General features: G+C 67.7%; 15 protein-coding genes and 2 pseudogenes. 10 read left to right on the plus strand and 7 right to left on the minus strand.

All coding sequences use genetic code 11. The features are described 5' to 3' along the window. The first annotated feature begins 10 nt into the window (after positions 1-10). The gene (locus tag ACIQPR_RS47400) at positions 11-310 is read left to right on the plus strand and encodes a hypothetical protein (RefSeq protein WP_403663464.1); all 300 of its coding nucleotides are present in this window, start codon (positions 11-13) and stop codon (positions 308-310) included. Between the two features lie 286 nt (positions 311-596). Here ACIQPR_RS47400 and ACIQPR_RS47405 read toward each other — a convergent pair. Beyond that, positions 597-1,223: pseudogene (locus ACIQPR_RS47405) on the minus strand (3'-5' exonuclease); the annotation flags it as partial. A 57-nt stretch (positions 1,224-1,280) separates the two neighbouring features. Then, on the minus strand, positions 1,281-2,849 hold the full coding sequence (locus tag ACIQPR_RS47410) for an ISL3 family transposase (protein WP_403663466.1): 1,569 nt from the start codon (positions 2,847-2,849) through the stop codon (positions 1,281-1,283). 240 nt (positions 2,850-3,089) lie between these two features. On the opposite strand from ACIQPR_RS47410, the gene ACIQPR_RS47415 reads away from it, so the two are divergent. Continuing rightward, positions 3,090-4,175 (plus strand): barstar family protein, encoded by a 1,086-nt coding sequence (locus ACIQPR_RS47415; RefSeq protein WP_403663469.1) that lies wholly within the window; start codon positions 3,090-3,092, stop codon positions 4,173-4,175. A 228-nt stretch (positions 4,176-4,403) separates the two neighbouring features. Here ACIQPR_RS47415 and ACIQPR_RS47420 read toward each other — a convergent pair whose 3' ends face one another. Then, entirely contained in the window at positions 4,404-4,814 is a 411-nt protein-coding gene (locus tag ACIQPR_RS47420) for a hypothetical protein (RefSeq protein WP_403663472.1), read from the minus strand. 332 nt (positions 4,815-5,146) lie between these two features. On the opposite strand from ACIQPR_RS47420, the gene ACIQPR_RS47425 reads away from it, so the two are divergent. Then, entirely contained in the window at positions 5,147-5,440 is a 294-nt protein-coding gene (locus tag ACIQPR_RS47425; protein ID WP_403663475.1) for a hypothetical protein, read from the plus strand. A gap of 114 nt (positions 5,441-5,554) precedes the next feature. Then, positions 5,555-7,204, plus strand: coding sequence for an alkaline phosphatase family protein (locus ACIQPR_RS47430; RefSeq protein ID WP_403663477.1), 1,650 nt, complete (start codon positions 5,555-5,557; stop codon positions 7,202-7,204). Between the two features lie 72 nt (positions 7,205-7,276). Here the strand turns inward: ACIQPR_RS47430 and ACIQPR_RS47435 are convergent, their stop codons facing one another. The 3 genes from ACIQPR_RS47435 to ACIQPR_RS47445 are packed head-to-tail and all read right to left on the minus strand — an operon-like array spanning position 7,277 to position 10,161. Beyond that, complete coding sequence (locus tag ACIQPR_RS47435) at positions 7,277-8,365, minus strand: ABC transporter substrate-binding protein (RefSeq protein ID WP_403663479.1); 1,089 nt, start codon at positions 8,363-8,365, stop codon at positions 7,277-7,279. Positions 8,366-8,425: 60 nt separating this feature from the next. After that, on the minus strand, positions 8,426-9,304 hold the full coding sequence (locus ACIQPR_RS47440; RefSeq protein WP_403663481.1) for an ABC transporter permease: 879 nt from the start codon (positions 9,302-9,304) through the stop codon (positions 8,426-8,428). Further along, the gene (locus tag ACIQPR_RS47445) at positions 9,301-10,161 is read right to left on the minus strand and encodes an ABC transporter ATP-binding protein (protein WP_403663483.1); all 861 of its coding nucleotides are present in this window, start codon (positions 10,159-10,161) and stop codon (positions 9,301-9,303) included. Before ACIQPR_RS47445 ends, ACIQPR_RS47440 begins: the two co-directional genes overlap by 4 nt. 244 nt (positions 10,162-10,405) lie before the next feature. Between ACIQPR_RS47445 and ACIQPR_RS47450 the strand changes: the two genes are divergently transcribed. From ACIQPR_RS47450 to ACIQPR_RS47475, 6 genes and pseudogenes are all read left to right on the plus strand, one after another. After that, positions 10,406-12,100, plus strand: coding sequence for an ATP-binding protein (locus ACIQPR_RS47450; RefSeq protein ID WP_403663485.1), 1,695 nt, complete (start codon positions 10,406-10,408; stop codon positions 12,098-12,100). Beyond that, the gene (locus ACIQPR_RS47455; protein ID WP_403663488.1) at positions 12,094-12,786 is read left to right on the plus strand and encodes a response regulator; all 693 of its coding nucleotides are present in this window, start codon (positions 12,094-12,096) and stop codon (positions 12,784-12,786) included. Before ACIQPR_RS47450 ends, ACIQPR_RS47455 begins: the two co-directional genes overlap by 7 nt. Positions 12,787-13,271: 485 nt before the next feature. After that, on the plus strand, positions 13,272-13,796 hold the full coding sequence (locus ACIQPR_RS47460) for a hypothetical protein (protein ID WP_403663490.1): 525 nt from the start codon (positions 13,272-13,274) through the stop codon (positions 13,794-13,796). 597 nt (positions 13,797-14,393) lie between these two features. After that, positions 14,394-14,630 (plus strand): hypothetical protein, encoded by a 237-nt coding sequence (locus ACIQPR_RS47465; protein ID WP_403663493.1) that lies wholly within the window; start codon positions 14,394-14,396, stop codon positions 14,628-14,630. 22 nt (positions 14,631-14,652) lie between these two features. Then, positions 14,653-14,814 carry a hypothetical protein gene (locus ACIQPR_RS47470; protein ID WP_403663495.1) on the plus strand — a complete coding sequence of 54 codons (162 nt, stop codon included), beginning with the start codon at positions 14,653-14,655 and terminating at the stop codon, positions 14,812-14,814. A 150-nt stretch (positions 14,815-14,964) separates the two neighbouring features. Further along, a pseudogene (locus ACIQPR_RS47475) lies at positions 14,965-15,408 on the plus strand (transposase); the annotation flags it as partial. 254 nt (positions 15,409-15,662) lie between these two features. Here the strand turns inward: ACIQPR_RS47475 and ACIQPR_RS47480 are convergent. Further along, a complete protein-coding gene (locus tag ACIQPR_RS47480) occupies positions 15,663-16,220 on the minus strand; it encodes a GNAT family N-acetyltransferase (protein ID WP_403663498.1) in 558 nt (185 codons plus the stop codon). Between the last annotated feature and the right edge of the window lie 36 nt (positions 16,221-16,256).

Raw genomic sequence — 16,256 nt, forward strand, 5'->3', positions numbered from 1 at the left:
TGGAGGTGTCATGTCGACCGACCCGTACATTATCGAGTCAGAGAATGGTGAGTCGCACGACAGCATTTCGGAAGATCTGCTATTCGAGTTGATCGGAGAATTGAGCTATCCGGACAACTCGTTCCTTACCGTCGAATCCCTTGGATCCGAAAATCAGTGGTACGTCGTCGTGACGCTGGATTCAGATGGGCGACACGAGGTGGAATATCGGAATCCTGACAGGCGGGAGCATCGTGTCGTTGCAGGAGGAACGCCGTCGAGGATCGCGACTGACGTGACGGTCTGGGTTTCCTCGACTGTTCGTAATTGAGCTGTGAGGCTCTTCTAACCTCGATCTTTCGTGATGGGTCACCGACGGAGTCGGTGGCCCATCACGTTGTCGGTGGCCGGGGACAGACAGGCAGGGGCCCGGGTGTCGTCTCGAGTGCACGCCTTGTTCCACCGCTCCGGGCGGACCACCAACACGCAACCAGCCACCGCGACTGTCCCGGCTCAACGACGACCGCCCGCAGCAGCCTGCCGGACCAGATCGTGTCTGCTCCGCGGACGACGGACCGGTCGCACTCGCCCCATGCCGTGGAGAGCTGCGCAAAGTGTCATGGAGTTCCGTGCGGGTGGGCGTGGATCCAGGACAGGCCTCCGAGGTCGAGGCAGGAGCGGGCGCGGGTGACGGCGACGTAGGCAAGACGGGCGTCTGCGTCGTCGATGGGTCCGGGTACGGCCCGGCCTTCGGCGTCGTGCTGGTCGGTGTCCTTGGGCGGGGGGAAATCGTCTGCGATCTTCACGCGGGGCCATTCGCGGCCTTTGGCTTTGTGTGCGGTCGAGACGGTCACCTGGGCGTGCTGTTCGGGCACGAGCCGGGCGACGGCGGCGAGGATGGCGTCGGTGCCGTGGGTGTCGACGAGGTCGACCAGGGGCTGCAGGTCGTGGGCGGCGTAGTCCTGCAGTTCGCCCCAGGAGGGGAACAGGATCAGTTCGGGGTGGGTGGTGCGGCGGCCGTCTTTCAGGTCGCGGGCGGCCAGGGCCAGGGCGCGCAGGCTCTCTCCCACCTCGACCAGCGCAACGCGGTATCCGGTGGTCATCAGGTCCATGACCTGGGCCATGGCACCAACGTTGGTGCGGCACAGCACCGCATCGGGCCGGGCGAGGGGACCGAGTTCGGTCGGAACGTCGAGGGTTCCGGTCAGGCGGAGAGGGACGTCGGCCAGGTGCAGCCACCGGTTTGTGAACCCGCCCCAGCTGGGGAATTTCGGGCTCTGGCGACGATCACGTGACGTTGGTCAAGGAGTCAGCAGTATTCGTAGTCGGAGAAGGTCGAAGTTGGCTCGCCCGTAGCACTGGCGTTTGAGGGCCTTGATGCGTGTCACGGCGCCTTCGACAGCGCCTGAGTTGTGTTCCAGAGTCAGTCCGTTGATGACGGCGTCCAGGTCGCGACGTAAGCCGGTGGCGAGTGTGTGCAGTGCCGGGAGGTCGTCGGCGTCCACGGTGTCCAGCCAGGCGGGAAGATCGGCGCCACGTCGCTGTTTCATGATGGTGGCGAACGTGCGGATGTGGCTGTGCAGGCGTTCCAGATGTTCGCAGCTGGACACGGCGGTTTTCAGCGCGAGCGCGTCGTCCTGGTCGAGGTGGTCGGGGTGGGTGAGCATCCAGCGGCTGACCTGGCGTGGTTTGGGGATCGACGGTGTGGTCGGCGCGGCCTTTCCGGGGCCGTGCTTGCGTCCGTCGCCGTGGGGACGCAGTGGCCGCAGGTAGCGGCGGACGATCTGGACACGGCCGGTGAAGCCCAGGACGCGCAGTTCGGCGGTGATGTCCTGAGCGTTGGTCACTCCGGCGTTCCAGCGCTGGTTGACCACGTCGCGCCACGGGTCCAGCCGACTGGACCGGTGCTCGGCCTTGGCTAACAGTTCCTCGACGGTGGCGGCGTCGGCGAAGCGGCGCACGGTCTGGATGTCGAGGTTCAACTCGCGGCTGACCGCTGCTCTGGACAAGCCGCGGGCCAGGCAATCCTGCACGTCGGCGTGGCGTTGTCGGGTCCGGGCGGCCAGCGGGTAGTCCCGGCTCGGCGGGCCGGTGATATCCGGTGACGGCGCGTGCTTGTCGGGTTCGGCCTCGGCGCGGGCTGCCTGACGGAGGCAACCGTGGTGTGCCACGACCGTCTTCTGCGCCGCCTCACACAGGTTCTTCCACAGATGGAAGCGATCTGCGACTTGCGTAGCGTCCGGTGCGCCGGCCCGGACGCCCTCGGCGTAGGCGCCGCCCCGGTCGCGGCACACGATCTCGACGCCCGGATGAGCGGTCAGCCAGTCGGCCAGTGTCTGTGCCTCGCTGTCCGGCAGCACGTCGATCGGCCGGTGCGTTTCCATGTCGATCAGGATGGTGTTGTAGGAGTGACGGCGCCGGATCGCGAAGTCGTCGACGCCGAGCACCGTCACCTCCGGAACCTCGGGCGCGGGCTGCGCGCGGATCAGCTTGATGAGCAGGTCACGGCCGCAGGGCATACCCAGCCGGGTGGCGAGCCGGGATCCGGCGCGGCCGGCCAGCGCCAGCGCGATCGACACCAGCGCCTTGGTCAGCGTCGGCGTACGCCTGGCGAACGGCGAGGTGAGGCCCGGGACCTGTTCGCTGAACGTCGTCTGGCAGCACTCGTCGTTGACGCATTTGAAACGGCGCACCGTCACCACGACCTTCACCTCGCGCCCGGCGACCGGTGAGTCCGCCAGCGAACGGCGGTAGCGGCCGTGAACCCGCGCGGACCGGACGCCGCAGCCGGAACACGCTGCGGCCGGTGCGGAAGACCGTATGGACAACGTCGCGGACACACCATCGGACTCCACCCGATCAACGGCCACTGCGTTCAGGTGCGGAAACAGGTCCTCAACATTCTGCGATAAGCACGTCGATCATGCTCCCCGATCACACAGGGTCCTGTGCGTCGCGACGCATGCAAGGGCAGGGAACGTCACGTGACCCGCCAGAACCGAGGGAACTTGATCGCTTGTGGCCAACTCGAGTGTTCAGCCTTGAGAGATCGTGACCCGCTGCAGGGAAAGGAGTTCGCCGCGAAAGCCTGGTCCGGGCATGATTCCCTCGTGCAGGAGGACGAGAACCATCGCAGGCCCACGCGGTACACGCTGACGGAGACCGAGCATGGCCATGTCTGGGGCGTCTGCGCCGAGGCGGAGGGGCTGTTCGGAGAACCTCGACGTGGGACGTACGAACTGTTCGACTGGGTCCCAGTGGACGGCGAGGTGCGGGACTGGGTAGGCAGCCGGGTGTGGCTGGTGCCGGACGACGAGGGACTCGAACCTTGGCTGCTGGAGGACGCGGAGAGCTCAGGGCAGATCCTCGGGACAGACAGTTTGTTGCTCACCGGTCTGGACGACTACGAAGGTCCGCCCGAGGGCCACAGAGGCTCCGTCCGAGTGCACGACGGCCGTCGGTGGCTGGGCTCGTGCCGGGAATTCGCCCGCGTCCCGCCGCCCGAGCAGGTGGCGTCCCCGCTCGTCCTGAGGGGACTCGCCCAGAGTGATCAGCTCAGGGCGGCACTGCTGAAGGGCACCCGGCGAGCGCTGGATCTGGAGGAGACCGCCCTCGAGATACGGGACGACCAGGGCGAACCCCTCACTGAACGACTGCTGTGGACCACAGTCACCGCCTGGCAACCGTCCTCCAACGGGACGGACCTGATCGACCTGGAGCTCGACGGAAAGCTCTTCACGCCCGTCCCCCAATACGCCCGGCCCATCTGGGAACGGTGGCTCACAGGGCCGCCGAATACCCTGGGAGCCTGGGTCGGCCTTGACACCCGGCGCCGCGGAGCCTGGCTCGATCTCGTCCGGGAGCGGGCCTGCCGACGCGCCCACAGCGACCGGCCGGCCCGTCACGCCTACGAACTCGACGGTCGGCACATCACCGACGAACCGGGCCTCTATCTGGCGCTCGGAGAGGCGGTGAACGGACCGGGCGGCTACTTCGGCGGCTGCCCGGACGCCCTCGACGACTGCCTGCGCGGCAGCTTCGGCTACACCGCCCCCGCAACCCTGCTCTGGCGAGAAGCCGTCACCGCACGCGAGTACTTGTCCGAGACCTTGACACCGGACGGTCAGCCCCACGACCTGTTCGCCGAGGTCCTCAACGTCCTGGCCGAGGGCGACATGCACGTCACCCTGGTGTGAGCTGTACTCCGCCACAAGTGCGTCGCGACGCGTCGGCCAGAGAACATCACGTGATCGTCGCCAGAGCCCGTAATTCCCCATCCTGGCGATCACGAATTCCCCTGGGGACGGCGAATCCGTCGGTGTGCACTCGGCAGACCATGACCGGCTCTACGATGATCCGATGTGTCAGCCCGCCGCAGAGCCGTACTGGAACACCAACGTTGGCCGGCACCCGGGCATCGAGCGTCATGGGCGGGCAGATGCCCGACGGACGAGCGCGGTGCGATTGGGGGTGAGGAGGTACGGCAGCAAGGCTCTGAGGGCGGTGGCGAAGGCTCGGACGCGAAGTTCAGCCAGCCTGGTGCTGCTGGCGCTGCCTGGCAGATGATTGACGGCCCCGAGGCTGCACTCGGCGTAGAGCTGAGCAATGCTTGCGTGGTTCTTGGGGCCAGAGTCCCCCAGGATGCCGACGTCTGCGACCACTTCAGCTTCGTTCTTCCAGAAGTAGTGGTAGATGGTGATCCGCAGGTTGTGACCGGCATAGTCGAAGCCACCATCGACGTCGTTAGGTCCGGTAAATCCTGCCTCCGCCAGGAACCCGAAAACCTCCCGCCCGAGTCGGCGGACCGCTTCCTCCGGCGTCTCCCGCTTGCCCATCCAGTCATCGTCCGGCGGACCAGCCGCCACCGCCAGACCCGGGGAAGGCATGGGATGAGTAAGCCGGTACCCGAGTGTCCGGACTTGTGCTGGATGTAGGGGCCGATTCCCGGAGATCTTTGAGACTGCCCGGAGATCACCGAGACACGACATTTTCACCATGCATGGCGGTTTGAGCGTCATGTGAATCTCTGTGGCGGTTCCTCCTTGTTGGCCATGGGTAGCGCGGAGTCCGGGATCGAGGGACCTGGTCGTCGCGGAGCTGTCCGTGTTCCTCGTCCCGTGGTTCGGCAGGCCGATGGGCAGCCCGGATGGCGAGGAGAACGTTCGTCGTGGTCGACATCACCGAGATCTACGTCCACTGGTACGCAGGCCGCTCGAAGAGCGCGCTGGCCGCGTCACTGGGGGTGGACCGCAAGACGGTCAGGAAGTACCTGGCCCCGGCGGAGGCGTCCGGGATCACCCTGGGCGGACCACCGATGACCGAGACCGACTGGGCCGGGCTGATCGAGGGGGGCGGCCCGCTAACGGACTTGATCTTCAGGGGCCTTGAGTGCGCTACCCGGCGTGCTCTCCCGGTCCGCGAGCGTTTCTCCGTCTTGGGGAAACACATGCCTGCTTGGTGAAGACCCGACCGCTCATTCCGGGTGTGTTCACACATGTGCAGTTTCCGGTACACAAAACGCGACTCTGATGAGCCCGGCACCCGCAGCCCGCCCCGAACACCCGGGAGAGTCCAGATGTCCAGACGCCACGTCAGGCCCGCAGCCCTCCTCGCCGCGACCGGAGTTCTCACCGGGGTGACCGCCGCCCAGCCCGCTGCGTTCGCCGCCTCCCACCACCCGGCCGCCACCCGGCACGTCTTGCTGGTCTCCGTCGATGGGCTGCACCAGTCGGACCTGGCCTGGTACATCGTCAGGCACCCGAAGTCCGCGCTGGCCCGACTGGTCGGCGGCGGCGTGGAGTACACCCACGCCAGCACCACCACGCCGTCGGACTCTTTCCCCGGCATGGTCGCCCAGGCGACCGGCGGCAGCCCCGGCACCACGGGCGTCTACTACGACGACACCTACAACGCCGTGCTCCTCCCGGCGGGAACCACCAAGTGTAAGGGCGTCAAGCCCGGAGTGGAGGTGGACCTCACCGAGGACCTGGACAAGAACCAGACCTCCATCGATGCCGGCCAGGGCCTCGCGGGCCTGCCGGACAGTGTCCTGTCGATGACCGACCACCCGCAGAGCCTGATCAACGCGTCGAAGCTGCCCGTCGACCCGAAGACCTGCAAGCCGGTCTATCCGCACTCCTACCTCAAGGTGAACACGATCTTCGAGGTGGCCCGCCAGGCCGGTCTGCGCACCGCGTGGTCGGACAAGCACGCCGCCTACGAGATCCTCAACGGCCCCTCGGGCACCGGCATCCAGGACCTGTTCACCCCGGAGATCAACAGCGACGCCCTCGGCTACGCCACGGGCAACGACTGGACCACGGACAACAGGGCCACCGAGCAGTACGACGGCTACAAGGTGAAGGCCGTCCTCAACGAGATCGACGGGTACGACCACAGCCGCACCCACAAGGTCGGCACCCCGGCGATCTTCGGCCTCAACTTCCAGTCGGTCTCCACCGCGCAGAAACTGCCCGCCTCGGACGGCCTCACCGGTGGCTACACCGTCAAGAGCGTTCCTGGCCCGCTGCTGGTGAAGAACCTCGATTTCGTCGACACGGAGATCGGCGCCCTGACCGCCGAGATCGCCAAGCGACACCTCACCGGCAGCACCACCGTCATCCTCTCCGCCAAGCACGGCCAGTCGCCCACTGACCCCGCCGCACTCACCCGCATCGACGACGGTCCCCTGCTGGACGGCCTCAACGCCGCCTGGAAGAAGCTCCACCCCGGCGGAGCCGATCTGGTGACGCACGCGGTGGACGACGACGCCATGCTCCTGTGGCTCTCCGACCGCTCGCCGGCCGCTACCGCCTTCGCCAAGAAGTACCTGCTCGCCCAGAACGGCACTGGCACCGACATCAACAAGGCGCCCAAGGACTACACCCACAGCGGGCTCAGCGAGGTCTACGCCGGCCAGGCCGCAGCCGATTACTTCCACGTCAAGCCCGGCGATGGCCGCGTCCCGGACCTCTTCGGAGTCGCGCAGTACGGCATCGTCTACACCGGCGGCACCAAGAAGATCGCCGAGCACGGCGGCAGCGACTCCGACGACCTCGCCGTACCCCTCGTCGTCTCCGGCGCCTCGGTCCCGTCCGGAGTGCACGACACCGCGCACGTAGAGACCAAGCAGATCGCACCGACGATCCTGAACCTCCTCGGCCTCGACCCGCGTTCACTGCGAGCCGTGCGCGAGGAACACACCGCGGTGCTGCCGGTCCGCTGACCCTTTCGGTTGGGAAAGCCGGATGGCCGCCCAACTGGCAATCAGCTGGGCGGCCTTGGGCATGGAGCGGACTCAGCCGTTCGGTCCAGCGGGGGTCGTGGTCGTCTTGAAGCCCTCGGTCCTGTTGGCCTGGATGGCGAAGTCATTGGTGAACGTCTTGCTCAGGTCCACCGATCCCTTCACGTTGCCGACCAGCTTCTCCGTCGCCAGGGAGGTCTTGGGACCGCCAGCCGGCATGAGACCGTCGGGGAGGAACTGGCCCTTGTCCTCGTTCAGGGCCGAGATGTAGTCGGCCTTGGTCACCAGTTGGTTGGACACGAACGACGCCGGGAGCTTGTTCGCGATGTCGGCAGCGCTGTGCGTGTTGATCCAGTGCATGGTGGCGACGAGCGCGTCGACGACCTTCTGCACGGTGCCCTTGTGCGCGCTCACCCAGTCGGTGCGGGCGAGGACGCTGGCGGCGGGATAGGCGCCGCCCATCGCCGCCGTGGCGCCGGAGGTGGTGGCTAGGTCGATCGCGGAGGTGCCGACGCCCTTCTTCTGGATCGCGGCCACCGTCGGCTGGGTCGTCATCACGCAGTCGACTTTGCCGTTCTGCAGCGCGGCGATGGCGGTGGAGCCCGCGCCGACCCCGATCCGGTGGAACTGGCTGGTCTTTATGCCCTTCTTGGCGGCCAGGAACTGGGTGAGGGTGTCGGTGCCCGACCCCAGGTCGGTGACGCCGAGGGTCTTTCCCCTGAAGTCGGCGGCCGAGTGGACTCCCGACTTGGCGGTGCACATCTCGCGCTCGCCCGGTGCACCGGAGAGTTGTACGACGTCCTCGACGGCCTTGCCCTTCGCCTGGAACTCGATCGTGTGGTTGTACCAGGCGCCCGCCATGTCCACCTGGCCCGAGGCCATGGCTTCCTCGGCTCCCACGCCGCCGTCCTGCTCGGTGCTCAACTGCACGTTGACGCCGTACTTCTTGTAGAAGCCGAGCTGCTGGGCAAGCTGGTAGGGCAGGTAGATCTGCTTGTCGAGGCCGCCGGCCATGAGTTTGACGGTCGGTGTGGAGCCCGAACCGCCGGTCGAGGCCGAGGAGTTGCCTGAACAGGCACTGGTGGCGCCGAGGGCGAGAACGGTCAGGACGGACGCGGCGACGGCGACGGGTCGTCTGGACATGGCTGATCACATTCCTTTGCTGAGGGTGCTGGGACGTACAGGGGGGTGAGTGCGGTGCCGTCAGAGGGAGTTCGCCTCGGTCGGGGCCGGTGGGCGCCAGGACAGCAGCCGGTGTTCGAGCTTGCCGATCAGCCACTCGGCGCCGAGCACGATGACCGAGATCACGAGCATCGTGGCGAACACGCCGTTGGGGTCGAAGTTGTTCTGCGCTGTCTTGATGACCAGGCCGAGGCCGCTCTGCGCGCCGAGCACCTCGCCGACCAGCGCGCCGACGATGGCGAAGCCGAAGGCGCTGTGCAGGCTGGCGATGATCCAGGTGAGCGCGGAGGGCACGGTGACGTGCCGGATGATCTGCAGTTGCGAGGCGCCGAGGACCCTGGTGTTGGCGAGGATGTTGCGGTCGACCTCGCGGACACCCTGGAAGGCGTTGAAGAAGACGATGAAGAACACCAGCACCGCGGCGAGCAGGATCTTCGGCAGCACGCCGATGCCGAACGCGACGATGAAGATCGAGCCGAGGACGATCCGCGGGATCGCGTTGACCATCTTGATGTAGGGGCCGAGCACATCGGCGAGGAAGCGGCTCTGGCCGAGCGCGACGCCGAAGACCACTCCGGTGGCGGCCCCGAGGGCGAAGCCGACGAGCGCCTCCTGGATCGTCGTCCAGATGTTCGCGTAGAAGGACCCGAACTCGGTGCCGTGCCGGAAGAGGTCGACCAGCCGCTTAGCGATGCCGGACGGCTGTCCGAAGAAGAACGGGTCGACGATCCCCCAGGCGGTGAACGCCTGCCAGCCGCCGAGGACGAGGACCGCGAGTCCTACGCGTCCCGCCCACACCAGCGCGGTGCGCCGCCGGACGGCGCCCCTAGCGGCGGAGGCGGCCGAGACCTGGGAGCCGTTCGCGGCCGGAGTGGTGGAAACAGCGGACGTCGTACTCATGCCGTACCTCCTGCGGTGCGTGCGTACGCGCGCTCCACCTCTTCTCGCAGGCAGTCCCAGATCTGGTGCTGAAGTTCGATGAAGCGGGGCTGGAAGCGGATCTCCTGGACCGCGCCGCGCGGGCGCGGCAGGTCGATGTCGAAGACCGCCTTGACCGAACCGGGGCTCGACGTCATGACGACGACCCGGTCGGCGAGCGCCACGGCCTCGTCGAGGTCGTGGGTGATGAAGATCACCGAGGGGCGGATCTGCTCCCACAGGCCGAGGAGTTCGGTCGACATGATCGCCTTGGTCTGCACGTCCAGGGCGCCGAACGGCTCGTCCATGATCAGGATCTTGGGTTCGTTGATCAGTGCCGCGGCCATCGCCACCCGCTTGCGCATGCCGCCGGAGAGCTGGTGCGGGTAGCGGTCCTCGAAGCCCGTCAGGCCCACCCGGCGCAGCCAGTCGCGTGCCGAGGTGTGGGCCTGCTGCTTGGGCACCCTGCGGAAGACGGGGCCCATCAGGACATTGCCGAGGACCGTCTTCCAGGGCAGCAGGGCGTCGGTCTGAAACATGAAGCTGACGCCGTCGGTGACGCCGTCCACCTCACGGCCGCCGACTCTGACCGAGCCCTCGCTAGGCCGGTCGAGCCCGGACACCATGCTCAGTGTCGTCGACTTGCCGCAGCCGGTCGGGCCGACCACCGCGCAGAACTGGCCCGGCTCCACGGTGAAGGAGACGTCCCGGAGGGCCGTGAACACCTCTCCCGCGGGAGTCAGAAAGCGTTTGGTGAGTCCTGAGATCTCGACTCGGGCGCTGTCCTGGCCGGTCGTCTCGGCGACGGGGCCCGTTGCGACGTCGTTTCGCGAAGCCATCTGAGGCTTTCTCCTTCCCCTCTCGGAGGTCCTCGGAGGTCGAGGAAGGCAGACGCTAAAGGGCGCCGAGTATTACGTCGCTGTTTCAGCCGTATCTCGCGTTAGCCGTGTTAACCAGGGTTTTGCGCGTTCTGCTCAGTCGACCAGGGGTGGGCAGAATGGGAGTGACGGGAGCACAATCACGCCACCACGGGTACGGCGAAGGGGTCGCGCCCGGTAGCCGTACGACAGGCAAGAGACACCCGTGACACCCATCCGTATCCCGATCGGCCGTGGCGGGAAGGGGCGGCTCTCCGCGCGGATTCTGGCCAACCAGCTGTTCATCCTGGGGCTGACCGGGCTGATCGGTTTCGTGCTGTTCGCTTTCGCGCAGCGGGGCGAGATCGACCGTGCCTACGAGCAGCGGGCGCTGGACATCGCGCAGACCACGGCCGCCGATCCTCAGATCCAGCGTGCCATGGAGTCCGGCGGCGGTGGCGACGTGGTGCAGAGCGTGGCCCAGCGCATCCGCAGGGCGTCGGGCGCGTCGTACGTGGTCGTGCTCGACCTGCACGGCATTCGCCACTCCCACCCCGACCCGGCACTGATTGGCGAACCGACGGGCGATCAGATCGTGGTGCTGGACGGCAAGGCGCACGTCGGCACCGACCAGGGCGCGACCGGGCGTTCCGCCAACGGCAAGGCACCGCTGTACGGGCCCAGCGGCGCGCTGGTCGGCGAGGTGTCCGCGGGCATTCCCGAGCACTACGTGCTGGGCGAACTGTGGCGCGAGCTGCCCACCTTCGGCCTGTACAGCGCCATCGCCGTCGCACTCGGTTCGACGGCCGCGTTCCTGCTGGCCAGGCGGCTCAAGCGGACGACGTTCGGGCTGGAGCTGGAGGAGATCGCCGGGCTGCTGCAGGACCGGGAGGCGATGCTGCACGGCATCCGTGAGGGCGTCATCGCCCTCGACCCGGACGGCAGGGTCACGGTGGTCAACGACGAGGCCCGCAACCTGCTCGGCCTCGGCACCGCGATCGGCAGCACGCTGGAGGAGGTGCTGCCGGACGGCCGGCTGCGCCGCGCCTTGGACGGCACCCTGGAAGGCGGCGACATCAGCGTGCTGACCGACGATCACTGCCTGGCCGTCAACCGGATGCCGGTGGCCCTGCACGGCCGTGAACTGGGCGCCGTGGTCACCGTGCGCGACCGCACCGAGCTGATCGGGCTGTTGCGCGAACTGGACTCGGTGCGCGGCCTGACCGACGCGTTGCGCGCCCAGCAGCACGAGTTCACCAACCGCATGCACACTGTGGCCGGGCTGCTGGACATCGGCGACCACGACGCCGCCTACGAGTTCGCCGTCGAGACGGCCGGCGCCGAGCAGGCGCTGACCGAATCCGTACGCGAACGGATCGGCAACCTGCTGCTCGTGGGACTGATCGTCGCCAAGACCACGGTGGCCGCGGAACGCGGGGTGCGGATCGTCCTCAGCGACGACTCCGCCCTCAGCGCGGACCCGCCGCACCTGCGCCGGCTGCTGACCATCGTCGGTAACCTGCTGGACAATGCGATCGACGCGTCCGCGACCGGCCCGGCCCGGCCGGGCGGTCCCGAGGTGCGTCTGTCGCTGATCGAGGCCGTCGACGTGGTGCGGGTCCAGGTGGCCGACACCGGTCCGGGCATTCCTTGGGGCTCCACCGAGTCGATCTTCGAGGACGGCTGGTCGACCCGTCCGGAACGGGGCACCGCGCGGCGCGGTCTGGGCCTGGCCCTCGTCCACCGGCTGGTGCAGCGGCACGGCGGCACGATCACGGTCAGCGAGGGGCCGGGTGCGGTCTTCACCATGACGTTGCCGGTGCCCGACACCGCCCCCGCCCCGCAGGGCGCCCTGTTCACGACGGCTCCGCCGGTGTCGGCCGGTACGGCGGACAGTGCCGAGGGAGGTGGTCGGTGGTGATCCGGACTCTGGTGGTGGAGGACGACTTCCGGGTGAGCCGCATCCACTGTGACTACGTGTCCCGCGTCAGGGACTTCGAGGTGGTCGGCCGGACGGCGACCGTGGCCGAGGCGCTGACCGCGGTGCGTGCACTCCACCCGGACCTGCTGCTGCTCGACATCTTCCTGCCGGACGGCAGCGGACTCGACGTGCTACGGCAGCTCAGCGGGGACGAGGGCGGCGACCGCCCCGACGCCATCATGATCACCGCCGACCGGGACATCACCTCGGTGCGGGTCGCTATGAAGCTCGGCGCCGTCGGATACCTTGTCAAACCCTTCGGCGCGCCCGACCTCGCCGAGCGGCTCACCGCCTACCGCGAGCTCCAGCACCGTATGGACGCCCTCGGAACGGTCCCCGAGACCGACCAGGCCGACGTGGACGCCCTCTTCAGCGCCGCCCGGCCGCCCGCCGTGCCCCGCATCCCGGCCAAAGGCCACTCCGCTCCCACCCTCACCCTGCTGCACCAAGCCCTGCGTAAGGCTCACGGTCCCGTCTCGGCGGCCGAGGCGGCCGAACTCACCGGCGTGTCCCGCGCCACCGCCCAGCGATACCTCTCCTACCTCGTCAAGGAGGGCATGGTCCGCCTCGAACTCCGCTACGGCGCCACCGGCCGCCCCGAGCACCGTTACCGCATCGCCCACTGACCGGGCGGTGTGGCTCAGGACTGCCCCCTGTGCCCCGTCGTGGCCCTGGGGATCAGGGGTGAAGAGACCGGTGAATCCGAACGGTGCGCGGTCGCCGACGCAGGGGTCCAGCATGTCGAGCGCGTCGGCGTAGAGGGGTTCGGTGCGAGACATGCCGATCGCGAGGTAACGGCTCTGGCGGCGCCACTGGAGCAGTGCCCTGGCGAGCCAGGCCGGCACATTGCGGAGCCCGGCCTCTGACCTGATGTGATTCCAAGATCTTCAGGTCGTTCCCAGTTCGCCAACTCGACGGCCATGGACGGGTGTTGGTCTGCCGCGCCTGTCAAATCGCGCTCACAGCTTGACCCCTTCCAGGCATGCTCGCGTCAAAATGTTGGGCAAGCGGGACCAGGCAAGGTAAAGAACTCTACCCGCATAGACCCGATGGTGCTGTCATGCACACAACCGCCTGGACCCCTCCCGGGCCAACTGTCGGGAACCCCCTCATGCCCCGAATGCAGCGTTCCGCCTGCGCCGCCATGACCACCTTCGCCCTCACCGCCGCCGGTCTCTTCCTCGGCGCCGGCAGCGCCCACGCCCTGACCTGCAGCCAGGCATACCTGCCTCTGCCCGACCCCAGCTGCCAGCCCGGCGTCTACAACTCGGACGTGACCCAGTCCACCATCGACACCACGATCTGCGTCTCCGGCTGGACCGCGACGGTCCGCCCCTCCAGCTCGTACACCACCGCCCTGAAGAAGGTGCAGATCGTCCAGTACGGCTACACCGACACCAGCACCTCCTCCTACGAGGAGGACCACTTCATCCCGCTCGAACTCGGCGGCGACCCCACGAGCGCACAAAACCTGTGGCCCGAGCCCTACGCCGGATCAAAAACCGCGGGCAACAAGGACACCGTCGAGACCAAGCTCAAGAACGCGGTGTGCGCGGGCACCATCACCCTGTCCCAGGCCCGTACCCACATCAAGTCCGACTGGACCACGGCCCTGGCCGATCTCGGTCTGAGCTGACAGCAGTTCACCGCACCTCCGGCTCCGCTGCCCGCACCGGCGGGGCCACCGGACCGTTCTCGGGCAGCCGTACGGTATCGAACCGGCAACCTCGCGCAATCGGCTGTCGCGGAGCTGTCACCGAGATCGTCTCACCGGCCCTGACCGACGAAATGCTCCCGGCTGCTGATCCTGGCCCGGCTGCCCGAGGGCGTCCCGCCGACACCACGCTGGACGAGCTGATCCGCATCGCGGGCAGCCGGTGGGCGGTCGAGGAATGCTTCCAGACCGTCGGCACGGCGATCGAGCCGGGCGGAGGCACTCTGGTCGGAGGGGCCGGGGGAGCTGTGGTCGGCGGCACTGTTGCTGTGTTCTCCAGCAGTTATGCCAACCACGCCATCACCGACATCGCCAGCTGGTTCTTGTTCGGAGTTGATTGTTGTGGGGATCTTGCTTCTGATCTTCTGGGGTGGTGGCGCCTGCTTCTCCGCCTGGCGTGCCCAGCGGTTGTGGAAGGATCCTGACTACTACCAGCGAGTTGTGGGTCAAGGGGTTTTCCGGTTCAGGAGCGACATCAGTCGCGGACTGGTTCGCGGCTGGGCGCCCTTCTCAGCCGGCATGGTGGCACTGATGGCGGCGATGATGATGTTCATCATCGCCGGTGTCGGCCAACGCCCGCACGAGGGCCCTTCGGCGGCAGCCGTCGTGGCAGGACTACTACTCGTGGTCTTCCTGGTCGGTGTCGGCCTCCAGCTCTCGGTGGCCTGGTTCAACCGGCCACGCTGGTGTGTCCCCGCCTACCTCCGGGGAGAGAGCGGAGCATGGGCGGAGCGACACCCGCGCAAGGCGCGATGACCGCGTGCACCTCGGATCACCGGTGATCCGAGGTGCACGCGCCTGGCACATCGCCCGCCGCCCAGGCGGACTGATCGCACTCGCAATTCAGTACGGGCACATGCGCACCGTCCTGGACGCCCGGACCTCCAGCGGCTACGGATCCCGCAGCCGCGGCGGCATCCATTCCGTCCTCGACATCTAGACCGCCCTCGCCGCCGCCGACACCGCGGCGAAACTCCGCGACCAGGCGGCAGCCGGCGAGAAGGTATCCGGCCCGGCCGCCCGCCGGGCCCTGACCGCCGCTGCGACGACACCCTGGTTCGGAGGCAGGATCGTGCCCGCCACGTTCGCGAAGGCGGTCCTGGACGCGTTCAGCCGCAGGATCGTGGGCTGGTCCATCGACTCACGGCAGGACTCCACTCTCGTGGTCAACGCGCTGGACATGGCCATCCGCAACCGCCGCCCCGAGCCGGGCGGGATCGTTCACGCCGATCACGGCACCCAGTTCACCTCCTGGGTCTTCGGGGAGCGGATCCGCTCCGCCGGCCTCCTGCCGTCGTTCGGCACCGTCGGGGACGGCCTGGACAACGCGATGATGGAGTCGTTCTGGTCCTCGATGCAGATCGAGCTGCTCAACCGCAAGCGCTGGAAGACCCGGGTCGAACTGGCCAACGCGATCTTCGAGTTCATCGAGATCTCCTACAACCGCCAGAGACGACACTCAGCCCTGGGCTACCGCACCCCCATCGAATACGAACTACTCTCCGAGAACGACACCATCCCGGCTACCGGTTAGCCACCGAGTCTGGAGCCCAAATGGTGGGGCAGGTCAAGATGTCACCCGATCGTGCGGCAGACCCATTCGCCGTCGGAGACCCGCACGGTATGCGGCCTGTGATCGTGGTGATTCGCCTGGGATGGCAGGCGGCTGAACCATACGAACGGCTCACCGCGCCCTGCGGAGCATCGTGGGAGCCTTCCTCGGCGCCGCCGCTCACGAGTGAAGGCCGCGGGCCCGATCGGTGGCCTCAACCTGGCCCAGGGTCACGTTCAGGAGAGCGGGCTGGTCAGGTCTGGTTGCGAGAGCGGGGTGGGCTGCAGCCGTTGCATCCACAAGGAGCTCATGTACTGGCCGTTCTTCACGGCGTACTCGCGGAACGTCCCGATGTCGGCGAAGCCGAACCTGCGGTGCAGGGCCACCGACGCGTCGTTCGGCAGGGCGATGGCCGCGAGGGCTACGTGTACCCGCTCGTCGGCCAGCAGGCCGAAGAGCGCACGGTACAACGAGGTCCCCAGACCCTGTCCTCTGCTTCCCGCAACAAGACCGATGCTCACCTCGACCGTCTCCCGGAAGGCTTCCTGATCCCGGTAGATCTGACTGCACGCGTAACCGAGTACCTCACTCCCACGTCGGGCGACGAGCATGCGATACGGGCCGTGCTCCGAGAACTGCGCGAACCACTCGCGCCGCTCCTCCATGCGCAGCGGCCGGGTCGCGAACCGGGCGTGGGACGTCGCGGCCGTGTGATTTTGGACGGCGACGATCCCGGGCAGATCGCGGGCGCTCGCAGCGGCCAACTCGACAGCTGTCTGGTGAATGTCGTACACGGAGAGGCTCCTCAGCCCGAGCGGGGGATGTCGTAC

This window comes from Streptomyces sp. NPDC091280, from assembly GCF_044768565.1.
GTDB lineage: Bacteria > Actinomycetota > Actinomycetes > Streptomycetales > Streptomycetaceae > Streptomyces.

Excerpts from the sequence above, each read along its gene's own strand:
- ACIQPR_RS47400 (WP_403663464.1), top strand. The coding sequence starts at position 11 with ATGTCGACCGACCCGTACATTATCGAGTCAGAGAATGGTGAGTCGCAC.
- ACIQPR_RS47420 (WP_403663472.1), bottom strand. The coding sequence starts at position 4,814 with ATGGGCAAGCGGGAGACGCCGGAGGAAGCGGTCCGCCGACTCGGGCGG.
- ACIQPR_RS47430 (WP_403663477.1), top strand. The coding sequence starts at position 5,555 with ATGTCCAGACGCCACGTCAGGCCCGCAGCCCTCCTCGCCGCGACCGGA.
- ACIQPR_RS47435 (WP_403663479.1), bottom strand. The coding sequence starts at position 8,365 with ATGTCCAGACGACCCGTCGCCGTCGCCGCGTCCGTCCTGACCGTTCTC.
- ACIQPR_RS47440 (WP_403663481.1), bottom strand. The coding sequence starts at position 9,304 with ATGAGTACGACGTCCGCTGTTTCCACCACTCCGGCCGCGAACGGCTCC.
- ACIQPR_RS47445 (WP_403663483.1), bottom strand. The coding sequence starts at position 10,161 with ATGGCTTCGCGAAACGACGTCGCAACGGGCCCCGTCGCCGAGACGACC.
- ACIQPR_RS47460 (WP_403663490.1), top strand. The coding sequence starts at position 13,272 with ATGCCCCGAATGCAGCGTTCCGCCTGCGCCGCCATGACCACCTTCGCC.
- ACIQPR_RS47465 (WP_403663493.1), top strand. The coding sequence starts at position 14,394 with ATGGTGGCACTGATGGCGGCGATGATGATGTTCATCATCGCCGGTGTC.